Raw genomic sequence first — 17,324 nt, 5'->3', positions numbered from 1 at the left:
GCGTCTCAACCACAACCCACTTCCGCTCGCTACGGTTTTGTTAGGCGTTTTAAGAATACGCCTTAAATAATCATTCAGGAGATAGACCATGACAACGAGTACCACCCGCGGCGCGGCGCGCGCCAGCGAACCCTTCAATGCCTCGAACCTGATGCGCCGCCTGGGCATGCTGCCCGTGCTGGTCGTGCTGTACCTGGCCATGTACGGCCTGACCGTGTATTTCTCGGCCGACGGCACGTCGACCTTCATGACCAGCAACAACACCATGAACATCTTCCGCCAGGTATCGATCAATATCGTGCTGGCGTCGGGCATGACCTTCGTCATCCTGACCAGCGGCATCGATTTATCGGTCGGCTCCGTGCTGGCCGTCTCGGCCGTGGCAGGCATGCTGATGTCCTTGTCGGCCCAGTTCGCCGGCTTTTCGATTCCCGCGTTTCTGATCGTCGGCCTGCTGCTGGGCGCGCTGAACGGCGTGCTGGTCGCCCTCGTCGGCCTGAACCCGTTCGTCGTGACCCTGGGTACCATGACGGCCCTGCGCGGCGCGGCCTATCTGCTGGCCGACGGCACCAGCGTGCTGAACACGGAAATCCCCAGCTTTGAATGGATGGGCAACGGCAGCTTCCTGGCCGTGCCCTGGCTGATCTGGCTGGCCGCCGCCGTCGTCTTGCTGACCTGGTTTATTCTGCGCAAGACCACCCTGGGCCTGCATATCTACGCCGTGGGCGGCAATATCCAGGCGGCACGTTTGACGGGCATCAAGGTCGGTCTCGTGCTGATGTTTGTCTACACCATCAGCGGCCTGTTCGCGGGCCTGGGCGGCGCCATGTCGGCCAGCCGCCTGTACGCGGCCAACGGCAACTGGGGTACCGGTTATGAACTCGACGCCATCGCGGCCGTCGTGCTCGGCGGCACGAGCCTGATGGGCGGCGTCGGTTCCGTGTGGGGCACCGTCATTGGCGCCCTGATCATCGGCGTGATGAACAACGGCTTGACGATCCTCGGATTGTCGTCGTTCTGGCAATATGTGGCCAAGGGTGTCGTGATCGTGCTGGCCGTGATCCTGGACAAATGGCGTCAGAGCCACGCGCAGAACTGATGCTGCTGGTGGTGTCGGGTTACGCGCTTTGCGCTAACCCGACCTGCCATAGCCGCCACAGGCCGGCGTAGGTCGGATCAGGAACGAAGAGCCGTAATCCGACAACACCTGAGCACCGTTTAAAACGCCAGCCGCATCTCCACATGCGCAATCCCCGCCTCTTCAAATACCTCCCCCTGCTGCACGAAACCGTGGCGCGCATAAAATGGCGCGGCCACGGTTTGCGCGTTCAGCACCACCGCCAGGTCGCCGCGTTCGCGCGCCTTGTCCATCAGCAAGGTCAAAATGGCGCCGCCCACGCCCGTGCCGCGGCCCGCCTGGCGCACGGCCATGCGGCCGATGTGGCCGTCCGGCAATAGCCGGCCCGTGCCGACGGCGTTGCCCGCGTCGTCATAGGCGACGGCGTGCAGGCAGACGGCGTCCATGTCGTCGAGTTCGATCTCGGCCGGCACTTTCTGTTCATCGACGAAGACTTCAAAACGGATGGCGGTGGCATGGGGGCCGAGGGTGGCCCAGTCGCCGAGGCGGATGGTGTGCTTGGTCATGGTGTAATGAAGAAAGAGACAGGCCGTTATTGTCGCACGGCCCGCCTTTCCAGACAGAGATCAGCCGAGCTTGACCAGCTGCTTGCCGAAGTTGCGGCCTTTCAGCAGGCCGATGAAGGCTTCGGGCGCGCTGGCCAGGCCTTCGGCCACGGATTCGCGGAATTTCAGCTTGCCCGTCGCCACCAGGGTACCCAGTTCCGCCAGGCCCTGCGGCCAGAATTCCGGCTGCTCGGAAACGATGAAGCCGCGCACGGTCAGGCGGTTGGTGAGGATGAAGCGCGCATTGTCGAGCGGCGTCGGCTCGCCGTTGTAACCGGCGATCCAGCCGCACACGGCCACGCGGCCAAACGCGTTGGTGCGGGCCAGGGCCGCGTCGAACACGGCGCCGCCCACGTTTTCAAAGATGGCATCGATGCCGTCCGGCGTGGCCGCCGCCAGGTCGGCCGCCAGATTGCCCGCCTTGTAGTCGACGCAGGCATCGAAACCCAGCTCATCGACGACATACGCGCATTTCTCCGCCCCGCCCGCGATGCCGACGACCCTGCAACCCTTGAGTTTCGCCAGCTGGCCCACGACGCTGCCGACGGCGCCGCTGGCGGCCGACACGACCACCGTTTCGCCCGCTTTCGGCGCCATGATTTCGTTCAAGCCATACCAGGCCGTCATGCCCGGCATGCCGACGGCGCCCAGGTAGGCGGACGCGGGGATGTGCGTCGTATCGACCTTGCGCAGCATGGTGCCGTCCGATACGGCCACTTCCGTCCAGCCCAGTGTCCCCACCACCATGTCGCCTGCGGCGAACTTCGGATGCCTCGATTCCAGCACCACGCCCACCGTGCCGCCTATCATGGTTTCATCGAGCGCTTGCGGCGCCGCATAGCTTTTATTCGTGCTCATGCGCCCGCGCATGTAGGGATCGAGCGACAGGAACTGGTTGCGCACCAGCAACTGGCCATCCGTGATGGCGGGAATTTCCTTGGTTTCCAGGCGGAAGTTATCCGGCTGCACTTCTCCCGTGGGGCGCGAGGCGAGGACGATGCGTTGGTAGGTGGTCATGAAGGCTCCTGTCAATAAAGTTGATGGCTAACATTGATATTCACGACACCGAACAAAACCGTAGCGAGCGGAAGGGAGAGGTGGCCGAGAAGCGCAACCGTACTGAAGTACGGTGAGCATCGCAGGCCACCTATACCGACGCGCAGTAGGTTTGGTTCGGTGTCACTACACTTCGTAGTCCATACATTGTCTGGCTTCCCGCACTGCCCCAAAAAACGGCTTGATCTTCACGTGCTCGGGATGGTTCTGGTAGGCATCGAGCGCTGCGCGGCTGGCAAACTCGCTGTACAGCACGATGTCGTAGGTGGCTTCCAGGCCCGGCTGGGCCACGGCGGCCTCGAATGTCACGATGCCGGGCACCAGATCCGAACAGGAATCGAGCAGGGCTTTCAGTTTCAGGGCATTCGTGGCGCGGTCGGCGCCTTCGGCGTGGTCTTTGAGTTTCCAGAAAACGATGTGCTTGATCATGGTGGCAGGCTGGTTGTTTATTAATGAAGCATTACTGTAACCGCTATCGGCGTGCCTTGCAGAAAGTGAGCTGCAAAAGAAAACGGGCGGCCCTGGAAGCCGCCCGCGGACTGGGTTGTATCTACATCACAGCACTTCGAACAGACCGGCCGCGCCCTGGCCGCCGCCGATGCACATGGTTACCACCACATATTTGACGCCGCGGCGCTTGCCTTCGATCAAGGCGTGGCCCGTCAGACGCGCGCCCGACACGCCGTACGGGTGGCCGACGGCAATCGCGCCGCCGTTCACGTTCAGGCGGTCCATGGGGATGCCCAGGGTGTCGGCGCAATACAGCACTTGCACGGCGAACGCTTCATTGAGTTCCCACAGGCCGATGTCGGCCACCGTCAAGCCCGCCTTTTTCAGCAGTTTCGGAATGGCAAACACGGGGCCGATGCCCATTTCATCGGGTTCGCAGCCGGCCACGGCAAAGCCGCGGAAGATGCCCAGCGGCTGCAAGCCTTTCGCTTCGGCCACCTTCGCGTTCATGACGATGGCCATAGCCGCGCCGTCGGAGAACTGGCTGGCGTTGCCGGCGCTGATGACGCCGCCCGGAATGGCCGGGCGGATCTTCGCCACGCCGTCGTAGGTCGTGTCCGCGCGGATGCCTTCGTCGCTGGAAATCGTCACTTCGCGCGACACCAGCATGCCGCTGGCCTTGTCGGCCACGCCCATGATGGTGGTCATCGGCACGATTTCCGCATCGAACAGGCCGGCGGCCTGGGCCGCGGCGGCGCGCTGCTGGCTTTGCGCGCCATACACATCCTGGCGTTCGCGCGAGATCTGGTAGCGCTTGGCCACGGTTTCCGCCGTCTGCAGCATGGGCCAGTACACTTCCGGCTTGTGCTGCTGCAGCCAGACCTCGCGGTACATATGCGTATTCATTTCATTTTGCACGCAGGAAATCGACTCCACCCCGCCCGCCGCATAGATATCGCCTTCGCCAGCGATGATGCGCTGCGCCGCCAGGGCGATGGCCTGCAAGCCCGAGGAACAGAAGCGGTTGACGGTCATGCCCGCCGTGGTGACGGGGCAACCGCCGCGCAAGGCCACCTGGCGCGCGATATTGCCGCCCGTGGCGCCTTCGGGGAAGGCGCAGCCGACCAGCACGTCTTCCACTTCCTCCGCCTCGATGCGCGCGCGCTCGACGGCGGCCGCCAGCACATGGCCGCCCAGGGTGGCGCCATGCGTCATGTTGAACGCGCCCTTCCAGGACTTGGCCAGGCCCGTGCGGGCGGTCGATACGATGACGGCTTCATTCATGCTGTGTCTCCTTGTGGGAATGTTATGTGGTCAATGATGGTAGCTTGTAAGCAGAATAGCACATTTAAGTACGGTCGTTCGCAAAGTTCGGATGGCCGGCAATTTGTAAGCTTGGCGTAAGTTTCAAGCAAGCATGACGTAAGGTTCGGAGAACACACTCGCCCCAAGCTGTTGCAAGAATGGTCAAAAAGACCTCGGCACCAGTTCACTATAAAACATAGGGAGACAAACCATGGCATCATCATCCGGCCCGGCCGACGTACGGAAAATTTCCACCAAGGGTACGCCGATCACGCCCGAGGAACGCAAGGTCATCTTTGCGTCCTCCTTGGGCACCGTTTTTGAATGGTACGATTTTTACCTGTACGGTTCGCTAGCATCCATCATCGCCAAGCAATTCTTCATCGGCGACCCCACCACCACCTTCATTTTCGCGCTGCTGGCCTTTGCCGCCGGCTTCATCGTGCGTCCGTTCGGCGCGCTGGTCTTCGGCCGCCTGGGCGACATGATCGGCCGCAAGTACACCTTCCTGATCACGATTCTGATCATGGGCGGCTCCACCTTCATCGTCGGCTTGCTGCCGGGCCATGCGTCCATCGGCATCGCCGCACCGATCATCCTCGTCATCCTGCGCATCCTGCAAGGCCTGGCGCTGGGCGGCGAATACGGCGGCGCAGCCACCTACGTGGCAGAGCACGCCCCTGAAGGCAAGCGCGGCGCGTTCACGGCGTGGATACAAACGACGGCAACCTTGGGCTTCTTCCTGTCGCTGATGGTCATCCTGGGCACCCGCCTGGCGACCGGCGAGAAGGATTTCGAGGCCTGGGGCTGGCGCATTCCCTTCCTGGTCTCCGTGATCCTGCTGGGTATTTCCGTGTGGATCCGCCTGGCCATGAATGAGTCGCCGGCGTTTGCCAAGATGAAGGCCGAGGGCAAGACTTCGAAAGCCCCGCTGACGGAAGCGTTCGGCAAGTGGAAAAACCTGAAGATCGTCATCCTGGCCCTGATCGGCCTGACCGCCGGCCAGGCCGTCGTCTGGTACACGGGCCAGTTCTATGCCCTGTTCTTCATGATCCAGACCCTGAAAGTGGACCTGGCCACGGCCAACGTGCTCGTCGCCATCGCCCTGCTGCTGGCTACGCCGTTCTTCCTGTTCTTCGGCAGCCTGTCCGACCGCATCGGCCGCAAGTACATCATCCTCGGCGGCTGCCTGATCGCCGCGGCCACCTACTTCCCGATCTTCAACGGCCTGACCCACTTCGCCAATCCGCAGCTGGAAGCTGCACTGAAGAACTCGCCAGTGGTGGTGGTCGCCGATCCCGCGTCCTGCCACTTCCAGTTCAACATGACGGGCACGAAGAAGTTCCCATCGTCGTGCGACATCGCCACGGGCTTCCTGTCGAACAGCTCGGTGAACTACACGAAGGAAGACGCACCGGCCGGCTCAATCGCCAAGGTACGCATCGGCACGAAGGAATTCACGTCGTTTAACGCCGTCATGACGGCCGACGGCCTGAACTTCGATGCGGAAAGCAAGGCCCATGAAGCAGCGCTGAAGAAGGAAATCGGCGCCGGCATCAAGGAAGCGGGCTACCCTGCAAAAGCCGATCCGGACCAGATCAACAAGCCGATGGTCGTCTTGCTGCTGTTCATCCTGGTGCTGTACGTCACCATGGTGTATGGTCCGATCGCCGCCATGCTGGTGGAAATGTTCCCGACGCGTATCCGTTACACCTCGATGTCCCTGCCCTACCACATCGGTAACGGCTGGTTCGGCGGCTTGCTGCCGACCACGGCCTTCGCGCTGGTAGCCTTCAAGGGCGACATTTATTACGGCCTGTGGTATCCGATCGTCGTCGCTCTGGCGACTGTCGTGATCGGCACCCTGTTCGTCAAGGAAACCAAGGACAACAATATCTACGCCGACGATTGATCCGTTGCAAGCCCTGGCCGCAAGGCCGGGGCCCGCAAAGCAAAACGCCGCTGACTGGTCAGCGGCGTTTGTTTTTAAGCAGCGTATGCGGCGCAGGCGGCGGCAGGCTTATTTGTCGCTCTTGCCCTTTTTTACCTGGTCGCGCTGCTGCACGTATTCCTGGTAGCTGGTCTGGTTGCGCTTGCGGCAGGCATTGCGGTCGTCGAAATTGTTCAGGCTATTGCAGTACTCGCCGATCTTGTCCCGGTTCGCGTCATACAGTACTTCGCAGCCGGTCATCGCCAGCAAGAAGGGAACGATCAGATATTTCATTGCTACTCTCATGGATAGGGACGGATTGCGCGAAAAAACACCAGATTGCCCGCCGGATAAGCGTGCAGCTTTATCTTAACGCGATCCTGGCGAAAAGTACAAGCGCTCGGTATTACTAAATAGAAAGGATTCCCGGCGCGCCGCGCGCCAGTGCAGCCACCTCATCGGCACCGGCACCCTCATTCAACAGCGGATTGCCCGCCGCAAACGCCGCCAGGTGCTCGAGCAGCACGCGCACGCGGGCCGGCAGGTAGCGCCGCTGCGTCCACACGGCATAGACGTGGCGCGGCTGCGGCATCCAGTCGGGCAGCACGCGCACCAGCGAACCGCGCGCCACCTCGTCGCGGCACTGCAAAAGCGGGCACAGCAGGATGCCGATGCCCGCGTCGGCCATTTCCACGGCCAGGCGCATTTCATTGACGCGCAGGCGCGCCTGCGGTTCGATCAGCATTTCGGCGCCGTCGCCGGGCCGCCGCAAGCGCCAGCTGCGCAGCGGTTCGGCCACGATCAGCTCGTGCTTTTCCAGTTCCTGCAAGTCGCGCGGCACGCCGGCGCGCGCCAGGTAGCCGGGCGCGGCCACCATCACCAGCGCGGCGCTGCCCAGACGGCGCTGCATCAGCGAAGAATCGTCGAGCGCGCCCACGCGGATGGCCAGGTCGGCGCCGCTGCCCACCAGGTCTTGCAGCAGGTTCGACAGTTCCAGCTCCAGGCGGATGTCCGGGTATTTCTGCATGAAACTGACCCAGGCGGGCGTCAGCAAGCCGCTGGCGAAGTTGACGGGCGCCAGCACGCGGATGCTGCCCGAGACGGCCGACAGGCTGGCGTCGAGCTGCTGCGTCGCCTGCCGCAAGGCGTGGACCAGGGGACGGCACTGCTCGTAGTATTGCCAGCCTTCCGCCGTCGGCTGCAGGCGGCGCGCGCTGCGGTTCAGCAAACGGTAGCCCAGCTGGCTTTCCAGCTTCTGCAGCCGGCGCGTGACGGTGGCGGCGGGCAAGTCTTCCTTGACGGCGGCCGCATGCAGGCTGCCCGCCTCCACGATGGCGACAAACAGGGCTAGGTCATCGAGCATGATTCGTCAAGCATGATTGCATTTTCGGAATTTGAAATTAAAAATATGGCTCTAGTATAGATTGCTGCAAGTCGTTACGCTGCCATATCCTTCATTTTTCGAAAGTGCCCCATGTCCGATGCCCTGCGTTTGCGCTGCGTATTTGCCTTCCTGATGTCGCTGGTCATGACCCTGCTGATGAGCGCCTGGGTCACCTGGCTCAATATCGGCCTGCAGGCGGACTTCCTGCCCCGCTGGCGCCATGCCTTCCTGGCCGCCTGGCCCGTGGCCTTCTGCGCCGTGATGCTGTTCGCGCCCCGCGTGCAGCTGATGAGCCGCGGCATCGTGGCGCGCCTCGCCAGCCGCCCTTAACCGGCAGTCGGCCGCCGCCGGTGTCACTCGGTCACTCCCGCCCACGGCCGCCCTGATCCGGGCTATGCTATGGCCGTCCTTGTTTTTACAGCGGAGTGCCCATGCTCGATCACGTCTCCCTCACCGTCAGCGACCTGGAACGCGCCGAGCGCTTCTACGACGCCATCTTCGCCGCGCTGGACGTGCCCAAGGTGGGCAGCGACCATGCCAACGCCTGGATAGGCTATGGCCAGCGCAGCGATGCGGAGCACCCCGAACGCAGCTATTTTTCCGTGCGCCTGGGCCCGCACCCCGACGACGCGCCGCGCCGCCACTGCTGCTTCAAGGCCCCTCGCGCGCGGCCGTGGAAGCGTTCTGGCACGCGGGCCTGGCGCATGGCGGCATCGACCTGGGCGCGCCCGGCCTGCGCCACTACCACGCCAGCTATTACGCGGCCTTTCTGTTCGATCCGGACGGCAACCGCATCGAAGCCGTCTGCCACCAGGCCGACGCCGGCTGACAGGCGGGGAAATCCGCTTCTGTTCGGCATTTCCACTTCTATATGGTTTTGCCTATAATGGCTGGCACGCCATACTGGTCCCCGGTCCCCGCATCAAGAAGGAGATTCATGCATCATCTATTCGTCGGCCGCCCCGCGCGCACCATGCTCCTCTCCAGCGCCGGCTTGCTGCTGGCAGGCTGTTTTTCCGGCTGCTCCCTGTTGCCATCGACCCCGGCCACGCCAGGCGTGCCCGCCACGGCCGCCCTGCCCGACGCCAGCATCGCGTATACCCTGAGCGGCCAGGGCGGCTTGCCCGTCGTGTTCCAGTCGGCCATGGGCGACGGCAAGGATGTATGGGCCAAGGTGGTGCCCGAAGTGGCCCGGCAGCACCGCGTGCTCGTCTACGACCGTCCCGGCTACGGCGACAGCCAGAAGACCACCACGCCGCGCGATCCCTGCACCATCGCCGCCCAGCAGCGCGCCCTGCTGGCGCAGGCGGGCCTGAAGCCGCCGTATGTGCTGGTGGGCCATGGCTTGGGCGGACTGTACCAGTATGTGTATGCCAGGCTGTACCCGCAGGATGTGGCCGGCCTGGTCCTGCTCGACCCCACGCACCCGCAGCAGTGGAACCGCCTGCAGACGGATGCGTCCACCTACGCCATGCTCGTGAAGACGCGGCGCAAACTCATGTTCAACAGTACGGAATCGGCCGAATTCGATGCCCAGACGCAATGCCTGCAGCACGTCGACATGAACAGCCCGCTGCGCGTGCCCGCCATGCTGCTGGTGCGCGACAAGTTCGGCATCGAGGAAATGGGCTCGTTCGAGAACGTCGTGCGGGCGCAGGAAAAGGATTGGCAGCGCCTGTCCGGCGCGCCGGCCATCGAGCGCATCACGGGCGCCGGCTACTACATCCAGAAAGACAACCCCGTCATCGTCAACGAGGCGGTCAAGATGGTGGCGAAGAAGAAGTAAACATGCTTGCTGGCGTCCGTGGCGGCGTCGGATTACGCGGCGTGCCGCCGCTAATCCGACCTACGCCGACTTACTCAGTAGGTCGGATTAGCGTGGCGAAGCCGCGCGTAATCCGACAACAGCGGGCGTCAACGGTAGCGCCGTTTTAGCTATTGAAACCCTTGCCCTCGCCCGCCAGTTTCACCAGCAGGGGCGCCGGCGTCCACGCTTCGCCGTGGCGGCCTTTCGCGTAGCCATTGATGGTATCGAGCACGTTCGGCAAGCCAACCGTGTCCGCGTAGAACATGGGGCCGCCGCGGAACAGCGGGAAGCCGTAGCCCGTCAGATACACCATGTCGATATCCGAGGCGCGCAGGGCGATGCCCTCTTCCAGGATGCGCGCGCCTTCGTTGACCAGCGCATACACGAGGCGTTCGACGATTTCCTGGTCGCTGATCTTGCGCCGCGCCACGCCGATATCGGCGGAATGCTGAACGATCATCGCGTTGACCTGTTCCGACGGATACGCCTTGCGGTCGCCCGCCTTGTAGTCATACCAGCCGGCGCCCGTCTTCTGGCCGTAGCGTCCCAGTTCGCACAGCAGGTCGGCCGTCTTCGAATACGTGACGTCCGGCTTTTCCACGTAGCGGCGCTTGCGGATGGCCCAGCCGATGTCGTTGCCGGCCAGGTCGCCCATACGGAACGGCCCCATGGCAAAACCGAACTTCTCGACGGCCTTGTCGACCTGCTCCGGCAAGCAGCCTTCCTCCAGCAGGAAACCGGCTTGGCGGCTGTACTGCTCGATCATGCGGTTGCCGATGAAACCGTCGCACACGCCCGAGACGACACCCGTCTTCTTCAGCTTTTTCGACAGCGCCAGCGCCGTGGCCAGCACGTCCTTGCCCGTTTCCTTGCCGCGAACGATTTCCAGCAGTTTCATGACGTTCGCGGGGCTGAAGAAATGCGTGCCGATCACGTCTTGCGGACGCTGCGTGAACGCGGCGATCTTATCCAGGTCTAAAGTGGACGTGTTCGAGGCGAGGATGGCGCCTGGCTTCATGACGGCGTCGAGCTGTTTGAACACGGTTTCCTTCACGCCCAGCTCTTCGAAGACGGCTTCGATGACGATGTCCGCCTGCGCAATGTCGGCATACGCCAACGTGCCGCTGACCAGCGCGATGCGCTGCTCGGCCTTCTCTTGCGTCAGCTTGCCCTTCTTCACCGTATTTTCGTAATTCTTGCGGATGGTGGCCAGGCCCTTGTCCAGCGCTTCCTGCTTCGTTTCCAGCAGCAGCACGGGGACGCCCGCGTTGGCGAAATTCATGGCGATGCCGCCGCCCATGGTGCCGGCGCCCACGATGGCCGCTTTGGCGATCGCGCGCACGGGCGTGTCGGACGGCACGTCGGGCACCTTGCTGGCGATCCTCTCGGCAAAGAAGGCGTGGCGCAGGGCTTTCGATTCCGGCGACTGCACCAGCTGCATGAACAGTTCGCGCTCGTACTTCAAGCCGTCGTCAAATTTCATCGTCACGGCCGCCGCCACGGCGTCGACGCATTTCAGCGGCGCGGGAAACGGGCCGGACATGGCTTTGACGGTATTGCGCGAAAACTGCAGGAACGCTTCATGGTTCGGGTAATCGACCTTGCGCTCGCGTACTTTCGGCAGCGGGCGCACGTCGGCTATCTTCGTCGCGAAGGCCACGGCGGCGGCCAGCAAGTCGGCGCCGGGAGCGATGACTTCATCGAACAGGGCCGTGCCAGCCAGTTTTTCGGACGCGACGGGCGTGCCCGAGACGATCATGTTGAGGGCCATTTCCAGGCCCAGCACCCTGGGCAGGCGCTGCGTGCCGCCCGCGCCCGGCAAGATGCCCAGCTTGACTTCAGGCAGGGCCATCTGCGCGCCGGGCGCGGCCACACGGTAGTTGCAGCCCAGCGCCAGCTCCAGGCCGCCACCCATGCAGACGCTGTGGATGGCCGCCACGACGGGCTTGGTCGACTGTTCGACGACGTTGATCAAGGTGTGCAGGGTCGGTTCCGTGAGCGCCTTGGGCGAATTGAATTCCTTGATATCGGCGCCACCGGAGAATGCCTTGCCGGCGCCCGTGATGACGATGGCTTTGACGGCCTCATCCGCCAGCGCCTGGCGGATGCCGGCCACGGCGGCCGTGCGCGTCGCCAGGCCCAGGCCATTGACGGGCGGATTGGCGAGGGTAATGACGGCAACGGCGCCGTTCACTTGATATTCAGCACTCATGTCTCTTCCTTATTGATTTTGCTCAGCGATGAGGTGGTTGCAAGGGATGAAGCTTCACTATACCGCATAAAAGAACGCTCGTATTATTTTTGTCGCGCGCGCGCGGCCGCCAGCATGGTACGCCATGGTACAACATCGTTTGCGGAAAGATTCTGCTGCAAGCAGCAGGCTGCGGTAGAAGGTATCACTTGGATATTCATTTAAATAATAAAACAGCAATATTAATAACGGCGTTTTATTCTGCGAAAGAAGGCGTTTTTTATATACCGGCATGGGCCAATTGCGACAATTTTTACATTATTTATTCCCGCCCCTTGTTTTTCGCCGGACGCTGGGGAATAATAAAATTATTGATTCAAATCAATACTCTACAATTTATCGACTATAAGGCAAACCGCAGGGTAAACACTGGCGGCCGTTCGTCGCGCACATTCTCACCGATTATCACCAAAGGCCGGCCGCTGCAATAACATCCCTGTCCGATATAAATAGCAGAAAAAATAATAACAGCAGCCTATCGCCCCCATTCCTCTTCTCACCCCGAAGGAAATACTATGGACGCAGCCAGCCATGTCAGCCACTCCCAGGATCTGGACTTACAAGCGATAAATACTGCATTGAACCGTGTCCAGGCCGTCATCGAATTCGAACTCGACGGCACCATCCTGCATGCGAATGACAATTTCCTGCGCGTCGTCGGCTATACCCTGGCCGAAGTGCAAGGCAAGCACCATGCCATCTTCTGCGACCCCGAGTATGTGAAAACGGCCGAATACGCCGACTTCTGGGCCAAGCTGGGACGCGGCGAGTTCGACCATGGCGAATACAAGCGCCGCGCCAAGGATGGGCGCGAAGTGTGGATCAACGCGTCCTACAACCCCATCCTCGACGCGGACGGCAAGCCGTATAAAGTCATCAAGTTTGCCACCGACATCACGGCCAGCAAGCGCCGCAACGCCGATTACGAAGGCAAGATCGACGCCATCAGCAAGGCCCAGGCCGTAATCGAGTTCCGGCTCGACGGCACCATCCTCGACGCCAACGACAATTTCCTCAAGTCCGTCGGCTATACGCTCGACGAGATCAAGGGCAAGCACCACCGCATGTTTTGCCTGCCCGAGTACGCCAAGAGCGAGGAATACGCGCAGTTCTGGCAGAAGCTGGGACAAGGCCAGTTCGACGCGGGCGAATACAAGCGCGTCACCAAGGACGGCCGCGAAATCTGGCTCAATGCCTCGTACAACCCCATTTTCGACGCGGAAGGCCGGCCCTTCAAGGTGGTCAAGTTCGCCAGCGACGTGACGGCCCTGAAAAAGCGCAATGCCGAATACGAAGGCAAGGTCAGCGCCATCGGCAAGGCGCAGGCCGTGATCGAATTCGACATGCAGGGCAATGTACTGGACGCGAACGACAATTTCCTCGCCGTCATGGACTACGACTTGAGCGATATCCAGGGCGAGCACCACCGCATGTTCTGCGAACCCGAGTATGCCAGCAGCGCCGAGTACAAGAAATTCTGGCAAAAGCTCAACCGGGGCGAATTCGACGCGGGCCGCTACAAGCGCCTGGGCAACCATGGCAAGGTGGTCTGGATACAGGCGACCTACAATCCCATCCTGGACCTGAACGGCAAGCCGTATAAAGTGGTCAAGTTCGCCATCGACATCACGGACCAGGTGAACCTGGAAAACAGCATCCAGGCCAAGGCCGCCAGCGACAGCCGCAAGGTCGACGCCCTGCTCGGCTCGGTGGCGCGCGCGGCGCAAGGCGACCTGACCTGCAATATCGTGCCCGAAGGCGACGAGCCGATCGACCTGCTGGCCGGCGGCATCAGCAAGATGATCGTCGACTTGCGCGGCGTGATCGGCAACGTGGTGTCGGCCGCGAACGGCTTTGCCGACGCCTCGCACGCGATCGCCGAACGGGCCACGGGCGTGGCCGTGGGCACGCAGGCGCTGGGCGCCACGGTGGAAGAAATGAACGCGTCCATCGACGGTTTGACGTTCTCCATCAATTCCATCGCGGAAAACACCTCGAATGCCGATTCCCTGGCGAAAGCCACGCAGCAGGAAGCGGAAGCGGGCGCGCGCGCCGTCGCCAAGTCGATCGAGGCGATGGACCTGATCAACCGCTCGTCGGAAGACATCGGCGAAATCGTCAAGGTCATCAGCGAGATCGCCAACCAGACGAACATGCTGGCCTTCAACGCGGCCATCGAGGCGGCGCGCGCGGGTGAGCACGGCCTGGGCTTTTCCGTCGTCGCCGACGAGGTGCGCAAGCTGGCCGAGCGTTCCTCGCAAGCCACCAAGGAAATCTCCAAGCTGATCAACGAATCCGTCAAGCGCGTCTCGACGGGCAGCGAGATTTCGCGCCAGGCCAGCGATGCCTTCGACAAGATCGTCTCGGGCGTGGCCAAGACCACGCTGGCCATTTCCGATATCTCGAAGGCGGCCAACGAGCAGCTGCTGACGGCGCGCGAAGTGTCGACGGCGATCCAGTACATCGCCGAGGAAACGGAAAAGTCGGCCGCCAACTGCGACAGCATCGCCCGTTCGACGGATGGCTTGAACGAGCGCGCGGGCAGCCTGAACCAGACTGTCTCCGGCTTCGTGGTGTAGGCCATGAGCCACGCGGCCACCTTGACGCCCGAAGTGCTGACGAACCTGATCGCGCTGGTGCGCCAGCATACGGGCATCGCCATGACCGCGCGCAAGAGTGTCTTGCTGGAACGGCGCTTGCAGCCACGGCTGCGGGCGCTGTCCCTGCACAGCTACCAGGCTTATCTGGACCGGGTGGCCAGCGACCGCGACGAGGTGGCCCATTTCATCGACCTGGTGACCACCAACGATACCCTGTTCTTCCGCACGCCGCAGGTCTGGGATTACTTCCGCGACCGCTACCTGCCCGCCTGGGCGCGCGCCCATCCCGATGGCTGCCTGAGCATCTGGTCGGCCGCGGCCGCCAGCGGCGAGGAGCTGTATTCGATCGCCATGCTGTGCGAGCAATTCAGGCTGCAAGCGCCCGCTTTCCGCTACCAGATCCTGGCCAGCGACATTTCGCAGCAGATCCTCGGTGCGGCGCGGGCCGGCCAGTACAGCGGGCGCTCCGTCGAACGCATCCGCTTGTCGCACCCGGACTTGCTGCGCAGATATTTCACACCCTCGCCGTATGGCGTCAAGGTCAACGAAGAGCTGCGGCAACACGTCAGCTTTGCCCAGCATAACCTGCTCGAAGCACTGCGCCCGGCGCGGCAGTTCGACCTCGTGTTCCTGCGCAATGTACTGATTTATTTCGATGCCGAGCATCAGGAAACCGTGCTGCGCCAGGCGCGCCTGAGCCTCAAGGATGAGGGCCGGCTGATCCTGGGCGAGTCGGAAACCATCGCCCGCCTCGGCACCGGCTATCAATTCGAATTTCCCATGATTTACAAGGCGGGTAGCGCATGAGCATCATCATCGAACATGGCCTGCCGCCGCACCATGTTGGTATGGGGCAACTTAGCGTGGGCACGCATGGCGAGCAGCTGCAAGCGCTGCTCGGCTCCTGCATCGGTATCGGCTTCATCTGGAAGAATGGCCCCTGCTGCGGCCTGGCCCACTGTCTGCTGCCGGAGGCGCCCGGGGCCGAGCATGCCCTTGGCGCGCGCTATGTCAGCCAGGCCGTACCCTCGCTGCTGCGCCTGATGGGCGTGCGCCAGGCCGATTATGCCGATATCGAGGTGGTGCTGGCGGGCGGCGCCAGCATGTTCGGCCCCGCCCACGTCCATGGCCGCCTGCAGGTGGGCCGGCAAAACGCGGAAGCGGCGCAAAAATACCTGGCCCAGTGCGGCTTGCACGTCAGTTTTTGCGCGCTGGGCGGGCGCCACGGGCGCCAGTTGCTGATCGATTGCGCCCGGCACAGCTACGCCGTCACCGATGTGGTGGCGCCACCCGAATTGATTCCACGCAAGGAAGGCGCATATGGATATGCATGAAGCGACGGGTTTGCAGGCGCAGGGCGCAAGCGACACGGCCACCGAACTGTTCGGCTCCTTCCACCTGGGCGGCGATGAATTCGCCCTGCCCGCCAGCTGCATCCGCGAAGTGGTCAATTATCCCGCGAAAGTCACGGCCCTGCCCCTGTCGCCCGCCTATCTGGAAGGCATGTTCACCTTGCGCGGCAGCGTCATTCCGGTGGTCAACCTGGGCCGCTTGTTCCGCGCCGATGCGCCGCGCGCCGTCGCCACCGACAAGATCGCCATCCTCGATTTCCAGCAAGTGCTGATCGGCATCGTCTTCCAGGACACGGGCGAAATCCTGCGCGTGCCCGCCAGCGCGCGCAGCGCCCTGCAATATGCGGCTGGCGACAGCCACGCCGTCATCGCCGGCACGATTTTGCTCGACGGCGGCGCGCGCCTGCTGCAAATCCTCGACCCGCACGCCCTGCTGCGCATCGAAAACGTGCCCCATGTGCTGGCCCTGCAGGCGACGGGCGCCAAGCTGAGCACGGCCCGCTACCATGCGCAAAGCGAACGCCGGCAGTGCGTCAGCTTCCATGCGGCGGGCGCCACGTTCGCCTTCGAAATGCTGGCCATCCAGGAAATCATCAAGGTGCCGGAACTGCACAGCTCCCTGCTGAATAGCGCGCTGTGCCTTGGCCGCATGCATTTTCGCGGCAGCCAGGTGGCCGTCGTCGATTTCGGCGCCCTGCTGCAGGCGGCAGGGTCCGGCACAGCGGCCAAGGAAACCACGCCGGACCAGCGCGTCATCGTCGTGCGCCTGAATGATACGACCGTGGGCTTCCTCGTCGACTCCGTCGACAGCATCGTGCATTTCTTTGGCGACGAAGTGCTGCCGATTCCCCTGCTGAGCAAGGCGCGCGCCGCCATGTTTGCAGGCTGCATCACGAAAGAGGGGCTGGGCGACATCATTTTCCTCGACCACAAGGAAATCCTGTCGCAAGCGGAGATCGTCGAGATGCGCGACGGCCACGCGCGCCTGTACCCGGCCGATACGGAAACGGCCGGCGCCGCCACGCACAAGGCGCAGCGCCGCGTCTACATCACGTTTACGGTGGAAACCCGCTTCGCCGTGGAAATCGGGCAAGTGCGCGAAATCATCGATTTCAGCGGCGCCATCACGACGCCGCCGGGCATGCCGCCCTGCATGCGCGGCATGCTCAACTTGCGCCAGCAAATGATCAGCATCATCGACTTGCGCCAGCTGTACGCGATGCCGCCCTTGCCGGACGCAAGCAGCGGCAAGATCTTGATCGTGGAACGGGGTGCCGAGCGCTATGGCTTCCTCGTCGACCACGTCGACAACATCATGACCATTTCCGACAGCCAGCGCTTTGCGGCGCCGCAAATCATCCGCACGGGCGCGCACGACGACTTGCGCAGCGAAATGGATGAAATGATCGATATCGGCACGGATGCGCAGCGCCAGACCCTGTCCGTCTTCCAGTGCGATCATCTGCTGGAAAAGCTGGGAACGGCGCTGCCGCGAGCGGCCTAGGC

At 62.7% G+C, this 17,324-nt stretch carries 16 protein-coding genes and 1 pseudogene; 10 read left to right on the top strand and 7 right to left on the bottom strand.

All coding sequences use genetic code 11. The features are described 5' to 3' along the window. Positions 1-88: 88 nt before the first annotated feature. The gene (locus ACRHIG_RS17245; protein WP_489627223.1) at positions 89-1,099 is read left to right on the top strand and encodes an ABC transporter permease subunit; all 1,011 of its coding nucleotides are present in this window, start codon (positions 89-91) and stop codon (positions 1,097-1,099) included. A 119-nt stretch (positions 1,100-1,218) separates the two neighbouring features. Here ACRHIG_RS17245 and ACRHIG_RS17240 read toward each other — a convergent pair whose 3' ends face one another. The 4 genes from ACRHIG_RS17240 to ACRHIG_RS17225 form a co-directional block, all read right to left on the bottom strand. Next, positions 1,219-1,644 (bottom strand): GNAT family N-acetyltransferase, encoded by a 426-nt coding sequence (locus ACRHIG_RS17240; RefSeq protein WP_475414358.1) that lies wholly within the window; start codon positions 1,642-1,644, stop codon positions 1,219-1,221. Between the two features lie 60 nt (positions 1,645-1,704). Continuing rightward, positions 1,705-2,700, bottom strand: coding sequence for an NADP-dependent oxidoreductase (locus tag ACRHIG_RS17235; protein ID WP_489627222.1), 996 nt, complete (start codon positions 2,698-2,700; stop codon positions 1,705-1,707). Between the two features lie 165 nt (positions 2,701-2,865). Next, positions 2,866-3,168 carry a Dabb family protein gene (locus tag ACRHIG_RS17230; protein WP_475414356.1) on the bottom strand — a complete coding sequence of 101 codons (303 nt, stop codon included), beginning with the start codon at positions 3,166-3,168 and terminating at the stop codon, positions 2,866-2,868. A 126-nt stretch (positions 3,169-3,294) separates the two neighbouring features. Next, positions 3,295-4,473 carry an acetyl-CoA C-acyltransferase gene (locus ACRHIG_RS17225; protein ID WP_475414355.1) on the bottom strand — a complete coding sequence of 393 codons (1,179 nt, stop codon included), beginning with the start codon at positions 4,471-4,473 and terminating at the stop codon, positions 3,295-3,297. Between the two features lie 232 nt (positions 4,474-4,705). On the opposite strand from ACRHIG_RS17225, the gene ACRHIG_RS17220 reads away from it, so the two are divergent. Further along, positions 4,706-6,406 (top strand): MFS transporter, encoded by a 1,701-nt coding sequence (locus ACRHIG_RS17220; RefSeq protein WP_489627221.1) that lies wholly within the window; start codon positions 4,706-4,708, stop codon positions 6,404-6,406. Between the two features lie 108 nt (positions 6,407-6,514). Here the strand turns inward: ACRHIG_RS17220 and ACRHIG_RS17215 are convergent, their stop codons facing one another. Both ACRHIG_RS17215 and ACRHIG_RS17210 read right to left on the bottom strand, forming a co-directional pair. After that, on the bottom strand, positions 6,515-6,718 hold the full coding sequence (locus ACRHIG_RS17215; protein WP_475414353.1) for a hypothetical protein: 204 nt from the start codon (positions 6,716-6,718) through the stop codon (positions 6,515-6,517). Positions 6,719-6,833: 115 nt separating this feature from the next. Further along, entirely contained in the window at positions 6,834-7,787 is a 954-nt protein-coding gene (locus ACRHIG_RS17210; protein WP_489627220.1) for a LysR family transcriptional regulator, read from the bottom strand. 111 nt (positions 7,788-7,898) lie between these two features. Here ACRHIG_RS17210 and ACRHIG_RS17205 point away from each other — a divergent pair, with 111 nt between their 5' ends. The 3 genes and pseudogenes from ACRHIG_RS17205 to ACRHIG_RS17195 all read left to right on the top strand — a co-directional run bounded on the left by ACRHIG_RS17205 (position 7,899) and on the right by ACRHIG_RS17195 (position 9,594). Beyond that, a complete protein-coding gene (locus ACRHIG_RS17205) occupies positions 7,899-8,138 on the top strand; it encodes a DUF2798 domain-containing protein (RefSeq protein WP_475414351.1) in 240 nt (79 codons plus the stop codon). Between the two features lie 101 nt (positions 8,139-8,239). After that, positions 8,240-8,637: pseudogene (locus ACRHIG_RS17200) on the top strand (VOC family protein). Positions 8,638-8,745: 108 nt separating this feature from the next. Then, a complete protein-coding gene (locus ACRHIG_RS17195; RefSeq protein WP_489627219.1) occupies positions 8,746-9,594 on the top strand; it encodes an alpha/beta fold hydrolase in 849 nt (282 codons plus the stop codon). Positions 9,595-9,739: 145 nt separating this feature from the next. Here ACRHIG_RS17195 and ACRHIG_RS17190 read toward each other — a convergent pair whose 3' ends face one another. Then, entirely contained in the window at positions 9,740-11,827 is a 2,088-nt protein-coding gene (locus tag ACRHIG_RS17190; protein ID WP_489627218.1) for a 3-hydroxyacyl-CoA dehydrogenase NAD-binding domain-containing protein, read from the bottom strand. Between the two features lie 89 nt (positions 11,828-11,916). Here ACRHIG_RS17190 and ACRHIG_RS17185 point away from each other — a divergent pair, with 89 nt between their 5' ends. From ACRHIG_RS17185 to ACRHIG_RS17165, 5 genes are all read left to right on the top strand, one after another. Further along, positions 11,917-12,297, top strand: coding sequence for a hypothetical protein (locus tag ACRHIG_RS17185; RefSeq protein ID WP_489627217.1), 381 nt, complete (start codon positions 11,917-11,919; stop codon positions 12,295-12,297). A gap of 147 nt (positions 12,298-12,444) precedes the next feature. Further along, a complete protein-coding gene (locus tag ACRHIG_RS17180; RefSeq protein ID WP_489627216.1) occupies positions 12,445-14,445 on the top strand; it encodes a methyl-accepting chemotaxis protein in 2,001 nt (666 codons plus the stop codon). Between the two features lie 3 nt (positions 14,446-14,448). Beyond that, positions 14,449-15,273 (top strand): CheR family methyltransferase, encoded by an 825-nt coding sequence (locus ACRHIG_RS17175; RefSeq protein ID WP_489627215.1) that lies wholly within the window; start codon positions 14,449-14,451, stop codon positions 15,271-15,273. Next, positions 15,270-15,800: a chemotaxis protein CheD gene (locus ACRHIG_RS17170; protein WP_489627214.1), complete on the top strand. Its 531-nt coding sequence runs from the start codon at positions 15,270-15,272 to the stop codon at positions 15,798-15,800. The genes ACRHIG_RS17175 and ACRHIG_RS17170 overlap by 4 nt, the downstream gene beginning before the upstream one ends. Next, positions 15,787-17,322, top strand: a complete 1,536-nt coding sequence (locus ACRHIG_RS17165) for a chemotaxis protein CheW (RefSeq protein ID WP_489627213.1) — start codon at positions 15,787-15,789, stop codon at positions 17,320-17,322. The genes ACRHIG_RS17170 and ACRHIG_RS17165 overlap by 14 nt, the downstream gene beginning before the upstream one ends. Positions 17,323-17,324 lie beyond the last annotated feature (2 nt).

The sequence above is a fragment of the Janthinobacterium sp. C22 genome, from assembly GCF_057919405.1.
The sequence above is the reverse complement of the archived record's forward strand: the minus strand, read 5'-3'. Positions and strand labels throughout refer to the sequence as shown.

Excerpts from the sequence above, each read along its gene's own strand:
- ACRHIG_RS17210 (WP_489627220.1), bottom strand. The coding sequence starts at position 7,787 with ATGCTCGATGACCTAGCCCTGTTTGTCGCCATCGTGGAGGCGGGCAGC.
- ACRHIG_RS17240 (WP_475414358.1), bottom strand. The coding sequence starts at position 1,644 with ATGACCAAGCACACCATCCGCCTCGGCGACTGGGCCACCCTCGGCCCC.
- ACRHIG_RS17205 (WP_475414351.1), top strand. The coding sequence starts at position 7,899 with ATGTCCGATGCCCTGCGTTTGCGCTGCGTATTTGCCTTCCTGATGTCG.
- ACRHIG_RS17230 (WP_475414356.1), bottom strand. The coding sequence starts at position 3,168 with ATGATCAAGCACATCGTTTTCTGGAAACTCAAAGACCACGCCGAAGGC.
- ACRHIG_RS17245 (WP_489627223.1), top strand. The coding sequence starts at position 89 with ATGACAACGAGTACCACCCGCGGCGCGGCGCGCGCCAGCGAACCCTTC.
- ACRHIG_RS17195 (WP_489627219.1), top strand. The coding sequence starts at position 8,746 with ATGCATCATCTATTCGTCGGCCGCCCCGCGCGCACCATGCTCCTCTCC.
- ACRHIG_RS17225 (WP_475414355.1), bottom strand. The coding sequence starts at position 4,473 with ATGAATGAAGCCGTCATCGTATCGACCGCCCGCACGGGCCTGGCCAAG.
- ACRHIG_RS17215 (WP_475414353.1), bottom strand. The coding sequence starts at position 6,718 with ATGAAATATCTGATCGTTCCCTTCTTGCTGGCGATGACCGGCTGCGAA.
- ACRHIG_RS17220 (WP_489627221.1), top strand. The coding sequence starts at position 4,706 with ATGGCATCATCATCCGGCCCGGCCGACGTACGGAAAATTTCCACCAAG.
- ACRHIG_RS17190 (WP_489627218.1), bottom strand. The coding sequence starts at position 11,827 with ATGAGTGCTGAATATCAAGTGAACGGCGCCGTTGCCGTCATTACCCTC.
- ACRHIG_RS17175 (WP_489627215.1), top strand. The coding sequence starts at position 14,449 with ATGAGCCACGCGGCCACCTTGACGCCCGAAGTGCTGACGAACCTGATC.
- ACRHIG_RS17165 (WP_489627213.1), top strand. The coding sequence starts at position 15,787 with ATGGATATGCATGAAGCGACGGGTTTGCAGGCGCAGGGCGCAAGCGAC.
- ACRHIG_RS17170 (WP_489627214.1), top strand. The coding sequence starts at position 15,270 with ATGAGCATCATCATCGAACATGGCCTGCCGCCGCACCATGTTGGTATG.
- ACRHIG_RS17235 (WP_489627222.1), bottom strand. The coding sequence starts at position 2,700 with ATGACCACCTACCAACGCATCGTCCTCGCCTCGCGCCCCACGGGAGAA.